Consider the following 11,896-nt stretch of genomic DNA (forward strand, 5'->3'; position numbering starts at 1 on the left):
TGCATTACTCAACCGCCTTGAAAAAGCGGTCTGCGCGCCATGTCCAGAAATAAAACAGCGACGACCCGGCCGAGGAGAACATGATACGGTCCGCACGCCCAATCAGGTTTTCGGCAGGCACAAAGCCTACACCACCAACAGCCTGCCCATAGCGGCTATCTTGGGAATTGTCGCGGTTATCGCCCATAAAGAAGTAATGCCCCTCCGGTACGGTAAACACATCGGTGTTATCGGCAAAACCATTGGTGTCGATGTTCAGCACCTCATAGCTGCGCCCGCCCGGCATGGTTTCGGTATAGCGCGATTTGGTACAGCTTGCACCCACACCCACAGCCCCGGCAGAGTTTTCGCAACGCGGCAAATTGCCCATTGGCCCTTGACGGTCGTATGTTTCAACAAACTCACCCGCCGGGACCTGCGGCAGCTCGGTACCGTTCAGGATCACCTTACCATCGCGCAGTTGCACGGTATCGCCCGGCGTCCCGATCAGGCGCTTGATGAAATCCGAGCCGTTCACAGGGTGGCTGAACACCACGACATCGCCGCGCTTTGGTTCCGAAAACAGCACACGGCCCGATACCGGACACATCGCGAAGGGGCAGGAGTATTTGGAATAGCCGTAAGCCATTTTATTGACGAAAAGGAAATCTCCGATCAGCAAAGTATCCTTCATGGAACCCGACGGAATCCAGAAGGGTTGGAAGAACAACGTCCGGAAGATGCCTGCAATCAGCAGGGCATAGACAATGGTTTTCACTGTCTCGACAATGCCGCCGTCGGATTTTTCTTTGCTCGCCATCAATCTTTGCCTTTTTCTACTATGCCGCGCTACATGCGCGCGGGGGGCCTGCGTGTCAAGCAGGCAGCGCCCCACTAGGGCTTCAACCTAGCCTCTATCACCACAAAGGCCTGCGCCCAAGGGTGATCGTCGGTCAAGGTGACATGGACAACCGCCTCATAGCCCTGCGGCGTCATTTCGGCCAGACGCGCCGCAGCCCAGCCCGTAAGCTGCATCTGTGGCTGGCCGCTGCGCATATTGGTCACGGCCATATCCTTCCACGAGATCCCCATGCTCAACCCCGTGCCAAGCGCCTTGGAACAGGCCTCCTTGGCGGCCCAGCGTTTGGCATAGGTTGCAGCGACAAGGCCGGTGCGGCTTTCGGATTTGCGCTGCTCTTCGGGGGTGAAGACACGTTCCCGAAAACGATCACCGAAACGGGCAAGCGTGCCTTCGATCCGTTCGATATTCGCAAGATCAGAGCCGATACCAAGGATCATAAAGCGGCCTTAAGATACGGCACGGTCAGCGCCGCCACGCGCAAGATCAATCCGGCGGCGCATTTCTTCAATCGCGGGGCCAAGGCCACGGAAAATCGCCTCGCCGATCAGGAAATGTCCGATGTTCAGTTCCACCACTTCGGGGAAAACGGCAACCTTGGCGGCCGTTTCAAAATCAAGCCCGTGTCCCATATGCACCTCCAGCCCCAGCGAATGCGCGTGGGTGGCCCCGAGACGCAGGGCGGCAAGCTCGGCTGCGGCCTCTGCCTCGGCACCCTCGGCGACCATATCGCAATAATGGCCGGTGTGCAGTTCCACCACCGCCGCACCGACACGGGCAGAGGCCTCTATCTGGGCCGCTTCATGGCCGATGAACAGCGACACGCGGCATCCGGCATCCCGCAAAGGGGCGATAAATTTGGCCAGATGCGCTTCGTCCTTTACCACATCAAGACCGCCCTCGGTCGTGCGTTCCTCGCGCTTTTCGGGAACGAGGCAGACGGCGTGGGGTTTGTGGCGCAGGGCGATGGCCTGCATCTCGGGCGTGGCGGCACATTCAAAATTCAGCGGGACAGAAAGACCGGCGACAAGCGCCTCGATATCTGCATCGCGGATATGGCGGCGATCCTCACGCAGATGCGCGGTGATCCCGTCAGCGCCCGCAACCTCGGCCAAAAGGGCGGCGCGCAAAGGCTCTGGCAGGGTGCCGCCGCGTGCGTTCCGAATGGTTGCCACATGATCAATATTAATGCCTAACCGCAACTGTTCCAAAACCATCACTACACTCGCCCTTTTTAATGCCCCGACTGCGGGGATACTCAACCAAAGGTTAACGCCTTACTTCCCCTACGTCATCCCCTAACGGCGGGTCAATCCCCTCATCGTTGCCTTCTGCCATCTCGGCATCGCGTTTGGCCAGACGCTTGGCCAAAAGGTCGCGCAGTTTTTTCTTGCGGCGGTTCTGATAGGCAATGATCAAAGGCAAGCTGACATAATAGCCCGCGATACCCGCAATCAGCCCCGGCAAGATGCCCCCCACCAGATAGGGCAGATATACCCGAAAGAAAAAGCGGTGCAGCCGGTCCCAATGGGCAACATCATCGGTGAAGATCGACGAGACATTATGCCAAAACTCCGCTCCCGCACGTCCGAAATCGGAAAAGATCTCCAATGGGGACATGACGCGGGGGTGGCCCATCAGGAAATTGCCAAACTCCACCCCGAAGGCCGCGATGAAAGGGAATGTGATCGGGTTGCCAACAAAGGTCGCCATAAGGGCTGCAAGAATATTGCCGCGCATGACCCACGCCAGAAACGCAGCGCCCCCGAAATGCAAACCGAAAAGCGGCGAGAAAGAAATCAATATGCCGGCAAATATCCCGCGTGCAATCCGGTGCGGCGCATCAGGCAAACGGCGCAATCGGTGCTTCATATAGATCGCGGCACGGTTCCACCCCCCGCGAGGCCAAAGCGCCTCAAGGCCAAGTCGTACCCATGACCGTTTATCACGCCGCTTGAATACCATTTCCCTGCCGTTTCCCTTTTCCCGATCAGGGCTTACGCTGGGGATCGCGCTTGCGGCCCAGTTCGGCCACATCTGTTTCGGCTTCGAGCGCTGTCATGACCATATGCAGATGCTCTACGTCCCGCACATCGACGTCAACCAGTAACCTGAAAAAATCCGGTTTGCGATCAACGAATTGCAGGTTGGAGATATTCGCTTTTTGCTGGCCAATCAAGGTGCAGATCCGCCCCAAAACGCCGGCGTCATTGGAAATCGTCAAATCAAGGCTAACGGTATTGACGGCGGCATGCCGCCCCGACTGCCAGTTCAGATCCACCCAGCGTTCGGGCTCTTCTTCCAGCTCGGCCAGAACGGGGCAATCTATCGCATGGACCACAACGCCCTTGCCGCGGTAAGTGATGCCGACGATACGCTCCCCCGGAACCGGCTGGCAGCACGACCCCCGCTGAAAGCTCTGATCCGCACTCAACCCGATAACGGGTCGGCGGGCGTCGACCTCATCGCCGCGCTCTTGCACCAGCTCGGGATAGAGCGTGGCAACCACTTTGCGGGCAGGCACCTCGGCGGAACCGATGCGGGCCAGAAGGTCATTTTCATCGCCAAGCGCCATCATCTTTGCGGCCGTGCGCAGCGCCTTTTCAGTGGCTTTGCGCCCGACATGCTCAAAGGCCACGCGGGCCAATTCGCGGCCCAGCTTGACGAAACGGCCACGATCCTCTTCCCGCAAGGAACGGCGAATGGCGGCCTTGGCGCGGCCCGTTGTCACCACCTCGATCCAGCTGGCCTGCGGCTGCTGCCCCTCGGCGGTGATAATTTCGACCGATTGGCCGTTTTTCAACCGGGTCCAAAGCGGAACACGGATACCGTCAACCTTGGCCGAAACGGTAGAGTTGCCGATGCGGGTATGGATGGCATAGGCATAGTCAAGCGGCGTCGCCCCGCGCGGAAGCTGGATAACCTCACCCTTGGGGGTGAAGCAAAACACCTGATCGGTGTACATTTCCAGCTTTACGTTTTCCAAAAAGTCGTCGTGATCCTCGGCGTCGAGGTTCTCGGTCAGCTTGAGAACCCAACGTGCCGGATCAACCGCAAAGGGATTATTCGCGCGCACGCCCTCACGATAAGACCAATGCGCCGCAACGCCGGCCTCGGCCACCTCATGCATCTGCCGCGTGCGGATCTGCACCTCTACCCGTTTGCCATCGCGCCCCGATACGGTGGTGTGGATGGAGCGGTAACCGTTGGTTTTCGGCTGGCTGATGTAATCCTTGAACCGTCCTGGAACCGCACGCCAGCGTTGATGGATAACGCCCAAAACACGGTAACAATCGGCCTCATCCTGTGTGATGATGCGAAAGCCGTAGATGTCGGATAGGCGCGAAAAGGAGAGATCCTTCTCCTGCATCTTGCGCCAGACGGAATAGGGCTTTTTGGCGCGCCCGTAGACATCGGCATCAATTTCGGCACGGTCAAGCTCGGTCCGGATATCTGCGGTGATCTTATAGACCACATCGCCCGCCTCACGCTGCAACGTGATAAAGCGGCGAATGATGGAATTGCGGGCCTCAGGGTTCAGCACCCGAAAGCCGAGGTCCTCCAGCTCTTCACGCATCCATTGCATGCCCATACGACCTGCAAGCGGGGCAAAGATTTCCATGGTTTCGCGGGCTTTTTGGGCCTGCTTGTCGGGGCGCATGGATTTGATCGTGCGCATATTATGCAAACGGTCGGCCAACTTCACCAGGATCACCCGCAGGTCCTTGGACATCGCCATGAACAGCTTGCGGAAGTTTTCAGCCTGCTTGGATTGGGTCGAGGACAACTGAAGATTGGTCAGCTTGGTGACGCCATCGACCAGCTCTGCGACTTCCTCGCCGAAAAGCTCGGCAACATCGCTATAGGTGGCCTTGGTATCTTCGATGGTGTCATGCAAAAGCGCTGTGATGATGGTGGCATCATCCAAGCGCTGCTCGGTCAAAATCGCGGCAACCGCGACCGGATGACTAAAGTAGGGTTCCCCCGAGTGGCGGAACTGCCCGTCATGGACCCGCAAGCCATAGGCATAGGCTTTGCGGATCAGATCGGCATTGGCACGCGGATTATAGTTGTGGACAAGAGCGACCAGGTCTTCGACGTCGATCATTCCTGCCACTTCCTATAATCGGGCTGTTGCGCCTCAGTTGCCGCCTTGCGCTTCCATCAAAGCGCGCAAAAGCCGCTCTTCGGACATGTCGTCGGTCGCAGGACGATCCGCTTCACCACCCATAAGCAGGGCCATTTGGTCTTCTTCAGGCTCATCGACCTCGATCTGGGTCTGATGGCTTTCGATCATCCGCTCGCGCAGATTGTCCGCAGTTTGCGTTTCCTCGGCGATTTCACGCAGGGAAACAACAGGGTTTTTGTCGTTATCGCGATCGACCGTCAGCGGGGAACCCGACTGGATCTCCCGGGCGCGATGGGCGGCAAGCATCACCAGCTCGAACCGGTTCGGTACTTTGTCTACGCAATCTTCAACCGTGACGCGGGCCATGGAGACACCCTTTCAGCTATGGAATTAAGAGTGCCCTGTGTAAGCCTTGGTAATTCCCTTGACAAGCGCCTTCTCCCCTCCGATTGCCCTCTAATGCGTCAAAATGGTGTGAAAGGGCGAGTCGCACCCTCCCTGCACCGCGAATCACCGGCCATTCGGTAGGGGGCGAACGGCAGCCAAATCGGCGGTCGGCAGCGCGTCGTGCATCTCTCGCACAGTTTTTCCCGACACCGGATGACGCCAATCCGGGGCGATATCCGCCAGCGGCACCAGAACAAATGCCCGCTCTGCCATTCGCGGATGCGGCAAGACGAGCTGATCGGGGGCAAGCCGCAACTGGTCAGTCAAGGCAAGACCGCGCCATCGCCCATAGGTTGCAAGGTTCGGCAAAACCTGATCGCCCACGGCCAGCAAATCGAGGTCAAGCACCCGCCCCGCCCAACGGGTTTCACGCGTGCGACCATGCGCGGCCTCCACCTCATGCAGCAAGGCGAGAATCTCTTGCGGGGTTTGGCCGGGCGGCACATCAAACACAGCGGCAGCATTCACATAGTCCGGCCCCGCCCCGGCCGGAAAGCAGGGGGTCGCGAAAAACCTGCTTTGTGAAACCGCTTGCAACCCACGCGTGCCAAGGTCCGCAATCGCTGCGCGCAGACTATCGGCAGGGACACGCGCAACACCCCCCTGATCACTCGGCAGGTTCGCGCCCAAAGCTACTAAAATACGAAGTCCATTCACTTTTTTGTTCATCCTCCGTTAAAAACTTGTCTTGAAATTTTTCGAATCCGCCCGATATTAACCATGATTGCAGCCGCTTCCGTTTTCACATAGAGACGCTGTTCAACGCTTTAACTGCACGCTTTTTTAGGGAAATTACAATGTTCTACAAGGACGAAAGGCTTGCCCTTTTTATTGATGGATCCAATCTATACGCGGCAGCGAAAGCGCTCGGGTTTGATATCGACTATAAACTGTTGCGCCATGAGTTCATGCGCCGTGGCAAACTGCTGCGTGCATTCTACTACACCGCCCTTCTGGAAAATGATGAGTATTCGCCCATCCGACCGCTTGTCGACTGGCTGAACTACAACGGATATTCAATGGTGACCAAAGTCGCCAAGGAATTCACCGACAGTCAGGGCCGCCGCAAGGTCAAAGGCAATATGGATATCGAGCTGGCCGTCGACGCAATGGAACTTGCCCCGCGCATCGACCACGCCGTGATCTTTTCCGGTGACGGCGACTTCCGTCCCCTGATCGAAAGCTTGCAGCGCCAAGGGGTGCGGGTTTCTGTTGTCTCCACCATTCGCAGCCACCCCCCGATGATCGCGGACGAGCTGCGCCGCCAGGCCGACAACTTCATCGAGCTGGACGAGCTGCGCGACGTCATCGGCCGCCCCTCCCGCGAGCCACGGTTTGAGGCAGAGGAAGATCACCGCACCCCCGAAGAGGTGAAGTAAGCCGCCGGCACATTTAGCCTTTGCACCCCGCCCCTAACTGCGGCAAGGGCGGGGGATGGTTTTGCTCTCATCACTCTTGGGGTTATTCGCTGCGGCCTTCATTGCCGCCACCCTTATCCCCTTCCAATCAGAGATTGTGTTCGTCGCCCTGCAACTGGCCGGACAGGTGCCGGTGGTGTCCTTGGTGATCGTGGCCAGCATCGGCAACACCTTGGGCGCTTTGGTGAATTATTACATCGGGCATGGAATCACACGGTTCGAGGGCAAAAGCTGGTTCCCCGCCACCCCCGCACAAATGGCACGGATGGAGGTATGGTTCGCGCGCTGGGGCAAATGGGTGCTTTTGGTCAGCTGGCTTCCGGTGGGGGATGTAATGACCTTGGTCGCGGGGGTGATGCGCACGCCGGTCTGGCTGTTCTTGATACTTGTGGGCATCGCCAAGACCACACGCTATATCGGCCTTGCCCTGATCACGGCGGGATTGATCGGCTAGTCATATTTTTGCCCCTCGGGCTGGACCTGCCGCCGCGCGCGCTTTACGTGTAGGGCCTGACCATGAACGGAGATCAGGCCATGAGCTTGCCGCCATTAACGCTTTATCTGGCCGCACCGCGCGGGTTTTGTGCGGGTGTGGACCGCGCCATCAAAATCGTAGAGCTGGCCTTGCAGAAATGGGGCGCGCCGGTTTTCGTGCGCCATGAGATCGTGCACAACAAATTCGTGGTCGATAACCTGCGCGCCAAAGGGGCGGTCTTTGTCGAGGAGCTTTCCGAATGCCCCGATGACCGGCCCGTTATCTTTTCGGCGCATGGCGTGCCAAAGTCGGTTCCCGCAGCGGCCGAGGCCCGTGCGATGATCGCGGTTGATGCAACCTGCCCCTTGGTCACAAAGGTCCACAACGAGGCCGCGCGCCATTCCGCCGAGGGCTTGCAGATGGTGATGATCGGCCATGAGGGCCACCCCGAGACCGTCGGCACCATGGGGCAACTGCCCGATGGCGAAGTCCTCTTGGTCGAAACCGAGGCTGATGTGGCGCATTTGCAGGTCCGTGACCCCGAACGGCTGGCCTATATCACCCAGACCACCTTGTCGGTCGATGACACCGCGGGCATTGTCGCAGCCCTTCAGGCGCGCTTTCCCGCCATTCTGGGGCCGCATAAAGAAGATATCTGCTATGCCACCACCAACCGCCAAGCCGCCGTCAAGGCCATCGCCAATAAGATCGACGCGCTTTTGGTGATCGGCGCGCCGAATTCCTCCAACTCCAAACGTTTGGTTGAAGTCGGGCGCGCTGCGGGCTGTGCCTATGCGCAACTGGTGCAGCGCGCGGATGATATCGACTGGCGCGCGCTGGACGGCATCAAGACTGTCGGTATCACTGCTGGTGCCTCGGCGCCCGAGGTCTTGGTCAATGAGGTCCTTGATGCCTTTCGCGCCCGCTATGCCACATCGGTGGAACTGGTCGAGACCGCACAGGAAAACGTGGAATTCAAAGTGCCCCGCATCTTGCGCGAGGCATAATCCCCCAGACGCCCGGCTGGACCTTTGGCCCCGGCTTGCATAAGGGTGGCGCGACCTAAATGGAGACCCCCATGCCCGAGCTATACGCCTATACTGATGGAGCCTGCTCCGGCAATCCCGGCCCCGGCGGCTGGGGCGTTTTGATGCTCGCACGCGAAGGCGACGCGGTGCTGAAAGAACGCACCCTTAAGGGCGGCGAACCCGATACAACCAACAACCGAATGGAGCTGATGGCTGCCATTTCGGCGCTAGAGGCTTTGGCCCGCCCCTCCGATATCATCGTTGTCACCGATAGCGCTTATGTCAAAAACGGGATCACTGAGTGGCTGGCAGGTTGGAAACGCAAGAACTGGCGGACGGCGGCGGGATCGGCGGTCAAGAATGTGGACCTTTGGCAAAGGCTGGATGAGGCGCGCCAACGTCACACCGTGGAATGGCGCTGGATCAAGGGCCACGCAGGCCACGCCGAAAACGAGCGCGCCGATGAATTGGCCCGCGCCGGAATGGCCCCCTTCAAGCCCGAGGTAGGGAAATGACCCTCCTCGGCGCGCTTGATTACGCCTCCGTGGCGGTATTTGCGCTAACGGGGGCGCTGGTTGCCTCGCGCAGCCAGCTCGACATTGTCGGCTTCATCTTTGTCGCCTGCCTGACGGCGGTCGGGGGCGGCACCATTCGCGATATCCTGCTCAACCGCGACCTCGTGTTTTGGATGGCAGAGCCGGAGATTTTACTGGCCGCCGTTGCCGCGGCAATTGTGGTGTTTTTTGGCGCGCATCTGTTGGAAAGCCGCTACCGTGCAGTGGTCTGGCTCGACGCCTTTGCTCTGGCGATTGCGGTGCCTGCGGGTGTGGGCGTCTCCATGGGATTGGGGCAGCATTGGGCCGTCGTTATGGTGATGGGGGTGGCAACTGGATGTTTCGGCGGGCTGATGCGCGATGTCGTCTGCAATGAGGTGCCGCTGGTCCTGAAACAAGGAGAGGTCTATGCCACCGCTGCCTTTGCCGGGGCGGGTGCGGCCGTGCTAGCCGCGCAGCTTGGCTATGCGCCGGGTCTGGCCTTACTGGCCAGTGGCGGCGTGACCTTTGTGCTGCGCGCAGGCAGTATCGCCTTCAACTGGGGGCTTCCGGTCTATAAAACCCGCGCCCCCCGGCCCGAAAGCCCGAAACAGCACTAGTTATTCTTCGGCCTTGCGCAGGTCGCGCCCCCGAAACCCCGTTGCCACCACAAATTTCTCGGAACTGTCGGTACGGCTTGCGGGGGGCTTTACATTCGCAACCTTCTTGAAGTGTTTTTTCAACAGGTTCTGCATCCCGATCTCGGCCCCACCGGCCAAAACCTTGGCGACAAAAGTGCCATCTTCATCCAGCACGTCAAAGGCAAATTCCAGCGCCGCCTCCACCAAGGCGATAATCCGCAAGTGGTCGGTCGATTTATGCCCCGAGGCAGAGGCCGCCATATCCGACATCACTACATCGGCCTTGCCGCCCAGCCAGCCCTTGACCAAGCTGTCTGCTTCCTCGGCAAGGAAATCGAGCTGGTGGATTTGCGCGCCCGAAATAGGCTCCACCTCTTGCAAATCCACACCCAAAACCGTGCCGACCGGCTTTTTCGGGTTTTGACCCAGCGCATTCACCCGCTCTACCGCGATCTGGCACCAGCCCCCGGGCGCACAGCCAAGGTCCACCACCCGCGCGCCGGGGACGAGGAAGTGGTACTTATCATCCAACTCGGCAATCTTATAGGCCGCGCGACCGCGAAAGCCTTCCTTCTTGGCACGCACCACATATGGGTCGTTCAACTGCCGCTCCAGCCAAAGCGTTGACGAAAGCTTGCGCCCCTTGGCGGTTTTCACCCGAACGCGCAAATCGCGCTGGCCCCGGCCTGATGTCTTTTTCTCGGTCATAATCTCGCACCGTTATTCATAAGGCCCATCCGTCAGCACGCCATCCGCGCTCATCTGGGCATAAAGAAGACCTTCGCGCAGGCCCCTATCCGCGACCGATAGTTGGTCCGTGGGCCAAACCCGCATCAAGGCCTGTAAAATCGCTGCCCCCGACATGATCAAGCTATGCCTGTCGCGCCCGATCCGAGGGTCCGTTCGCCGCCCCTCCGGCCCGAGGGCCAGATATTCGCGGATAACCGTATCTATCTGATCCGACGACATGCGCAACCCGTCCACCTTGGTCCTGTCATAGCGTTTGAGCCCCAAAAACGAGGCCGCAACCGTTGTCACAGTGCCACTTGTCCCGATCACCTGAAAGCCTTCGCGCCCGTTTTCAAGGTTATAGGGCGCAAAACTGGACAGGTTTTCCTCAAAAAACCAGCTCATCAGGGCAAAGCGGGCGGCGTCATCTTCCACATCGGCAAATTGCTCTTTTAAGGTCGCCACGCCAAGCGGTACCGAGATCCAGTCCACGACTCGCGCCTGTCCCAACCCTTGCGGGGTAAACCCGGCATGAAGCCGCATGATGGCGCGCGGCCGGTCCGACGGCTCCACCCCGGTCATATCGATCCAGACCAGCTCGGTTGATCCGCCGCCAATATCGACCACCAAAAGCTGCTCGGTCTTGCCGCTTACCAAAGGTGCGCAGGAAATAACCGCCAAACGCGCTTCTTCCTCAGGGGTGATGATTTCAAGCTGCAAACCGGTTTCGCGCCGCACTTGCCGCAAAAAATCACGCGAATTCTTGGCCCGACGACATGCTTCGGTCGCGACAAGACGCATGCGCTTGATCTTGTGTTTTTCCAGCTTTTTTTGGCAAATCCGCAGCGCCTGAACAGTCCGGTTGATCGACCCACGCGACATCCGGCCCGTGGCTTCAAGCCCCGTGCCCAACTGAACAGCCTTTGAAAAGCTGTCAACAACCTGAAACTGGCTGCCCCTTGGTCGGGCAATCAGCATCCGGCAACTATTCGTTCCCAGATCAAGCGCAGCATAAAGCTGGCCCGACCCGGGTTGGGGGGAGGCAGACGGTTCGACCATTACATCTGCGGCGCCATTTGGCCGCATCTGCTCTGGGATCGCGTCCTCCTCCCGGGGACGCTCGGGCGTCATACTGCGCCCTCCATTCGTGGTTGAAACCACCGTACGCCTGCCTTGCGCATGGTGCAAGCACCCAAGCAACCGCCTGCCTCATATTATTGCGCACAGATTCGATGCGCCCGCAGATATGAAATCCCATCAGGTCGCTCTACGCCGCCGCCATGTCGAAAAACGTCAATGAGCCCGCAAGACTGGCGTTACAAAGAAAGACAGGCAACCAGGGAGAATCGCAAAATGCCAGAGGTGACGATCGTTTATTGGCGCGATATTCCGGCGCAAGTCATCGTTGGCAAAGGGCGCAGTGCCGCGAAAATGCCCCTGCCGGAACGGTTCGAACAGGCCATCGACCGCTGCGCGATGAAGATCGGCGCCAAGGATGCAGATCTTTACCTTGCCGAATGGCGCAAAGCCGCGCCCTACCCGATGGAAGGCACCCCCGCCGATATCGCCGCAGCCGAGGCCAACCGCCTTGATGCCGAATACGACAAGGATCGCCTGAAACAGATCATCGAGACTGCAGGCTGGGCCTGACGTTTTTG

15 protein-coding genes are annotated in these 11,896 nt (G+C 59.1%); 6 read left to right on the plus strand and 9 right to left on the minus strand.

Annotated elements, in window-relative coordinates; genetic code table 11:
• Window positions 1–4: 4 nt before the first annotated feature.
• The 7 genes from lepB to folK form a co-directional block, all read right to left on the minus strand.
• The gene (gene lepB / locus EOK75_RS15235) at window positions 5–799 is read right to left on the minus strand and encodes a signal peptidase I (RefSeq protein ID WP_137194931.1); all 795 of its coding nucleotides are present in this window, start codon (window positions 797–799) and stop codon (window positions 5–7) included.
• A gap of 74 nt (window positions 800–873) precedes the next feature.
• Complete coding sequence (acpS, locus tag EOK75_RS15240) at window positions 874–1,278, minus strand: holo-ACP synthase (RefSeq protein WP_137194932.1); 405 nt, start codon at window positions 1,276–1,278, stop codon at window positions 874–876.
• Between the two features lie 9 nt (window positions 1,279–1,287).
• Complete coding sequence (locus EOK75_RS15245) at window positions 1,288–2,055, minus strand: pyridoxine 5'-phosphate synthase (protein ID WP_168199320.1); 768 nt, start codon at window positions 2,053–2,055, stop codon at window positions 1,288–1,290.
• Window positions 2,056–2,107: 52 nt separating this feature from the next.
• Window positions 2,108–2,875 (minus strand): DUF2062 domain-containing protein, encoded by a 768-nt coding sequence (locus EOK75_RS15250; protein WP_338053367.1) that lies wholly within the window; start codon window positions 2,873–2,875, stop codon window positions 2,108–2,110.
• Entirely contained in the window at window positions 2,829–4,946 is a 2,118-nt protein-coding gene (locus EOK75_RS15255) for a RelA/SpoT family protein (RefSeq protein WP_137194934.1), read from the minus strand. Before EOK75_RS15255 ends, EOK75_RS15250 begins: the two co-directional genes overlap by 47 nt.
• Window positions 4,947–4,979: 33 nt before the next feature.
• Window positions 4,980–5,333 (minus strand): DNA-directed RNA polymerase subunit omega, encoded by a 354-nt coding sequence (gene rpoZ / locus EOK75_RS15260; RefSeq protein ID WP_137194935.1) that lies wholly within the window; start codon window positions 5,331–5,333, stop codon window positions 4,980–4,982.
• 144 nt (window positions 5,334–5,477) lie between these two features.
• Window positions 5,478–6,071, minus strand: coding sequence for a 2-amino-4-hydroxy-6-hydroxymethyldihydropteridine diphosphokinase (gene folK, locus EOK75_RS15265; RefSeq protein WP_240794121.1), 594 nt, complete (start codon window positions 6,069–6,071; stop codon window positions 5,478–5,480).
• A gap of 140 nt (window positions 6,072–6,211) precedes the next feature.
• Between folK and EOK75_RS15270 the strand changes: the two genes are divergently transcribed.
• The 5 genes from EOK75_RS15270 (at window position 6,212) to EOK75_RS15290 (ending at window position 9,488) form a co-directional block, all read left to right on the plus strand.
• Window positions 6,212–6,793 carry a LabA-like NYN domain-containing protein gene (locus EOK75_RS15270; RefSeq protein ID WP_137194937.1) on the plus strand — a complete coding sequence of 194 codons (582 nt, stop codon included), beginning with the start codon at window positions 6,212–6,214 and terminating at the stop codon, window positions 6,791–6,793.
• Window positions 6,794–6,848: 55 nt separating this feature from the next.
• On the plus strand, window positions 6,849–7,286 hold the full coding sequence (locus EOK75_RS15275; protein WP_137194938.1) for a YqaA family protein: 438 nt from the start codon (window positions 6,849–6,851) through the stop codon (window positions 7,284–7,286).
• A gap of 80 nt (window positions 7,287–7,366) precedes the next feature.
• Entirely contained in the window at window positions 7,367–8,314 is a 948-nt protein-coding gene (ispH, locus tag EOK75_RS15280; protein WP_137194939.1) for a 4-hydroxy-3-methylbut-2-enyl diphosphate reductase, read from the plus strand.
• 71 nt (window positions 8,315–8,385) lie between these two features.
• The gene (rnhA, locus tag EOK75_RS15285; RefSeq protein WP_137194940.1) at window positions 8,386–8,850 is read left to right on the plus strand and encodes a ribonuclease HI; all 465 of its coding nucleotides are present in this window, start codon (window positions 8,386–8,388) and stop codon (window positions 8,848–8,850) included.
• Window positions 8,847–9,488 (plus strand): trimeric intracellular cation channel family protein, encoded by a 642-nt coding sequence (locus tag EOK75_RS15290; protein WP_137194941.1) that lies wholly within the window; start codon window positions 8,847–8,849, stop codon window positions 9,486–9,488. Before rnhA ends, EOK75_RS15290 begins: the two co-directional genes overlap by 4 nt.
• Here the strand turns inward: EOK75_RS15290 and EOK75_RS15295 are convergent, their stop codons facing one another.
• Both EOK75_RS15295 and EOK75_RS15300 read right to left on the minus strand, forming a co-directional pair.
• Window positions 9,489–10,217 carry an RlmE family RNA methyltransferase gene (locus tag EOK75_RS15295; RefSeq protein WP_137194942.1) on the minus strand — a complete coding sequence of 243 codons (729 nt, stop codon included), beginning with the start codon at window positions 10,215–10,217 and terminating at the stop codon, window positions 9,489–9,491.
• Window positions 10,218–10,229: 12 nt separating this feature from the next.
• Window positions 10,230–11,369, minus strand: coding sequence for a Ppx/GppA phosphatase family protein (locus tag EOK75_RS15300; RefSeq protein ID WP_137194943.1), 1,140 nt, complete (start codon window positions 11,367–11,369; stop codon window positions 10,230–10,232).
• A gap of 222 nt (window positions 11,370–11,591) precedes the next feature.
• On the opposite strand from EOK75_RS15300, the gene EOK75_RS15305 reads away from it, so the two are divergent.
• On the plus strand, window positions 11,592–11,888 hold the full coding sequence (locus EOK75_RS15305; protein ID WP_137194944.1) for a virulence factor: 297 nt from the start codon (window positions 11,592–11,594) through the stop codon (window positions 11,886–11,888).
• Window positions 11,889–11,896 lie beyond the last annotated feature (8 nt).

Origin of the sequence: Pseudorhodobacter turbinis (assembly GCF_005234135.1) — a bacterium.
Classification (GTDB): domain Bacteria; phylum Pseudomonadota; class Alphaproteobacteria; order Rhodobacterales; family Rhodobacteraceae; genus Pseudorhodobacter; species Pseudorhodobacter turbinis.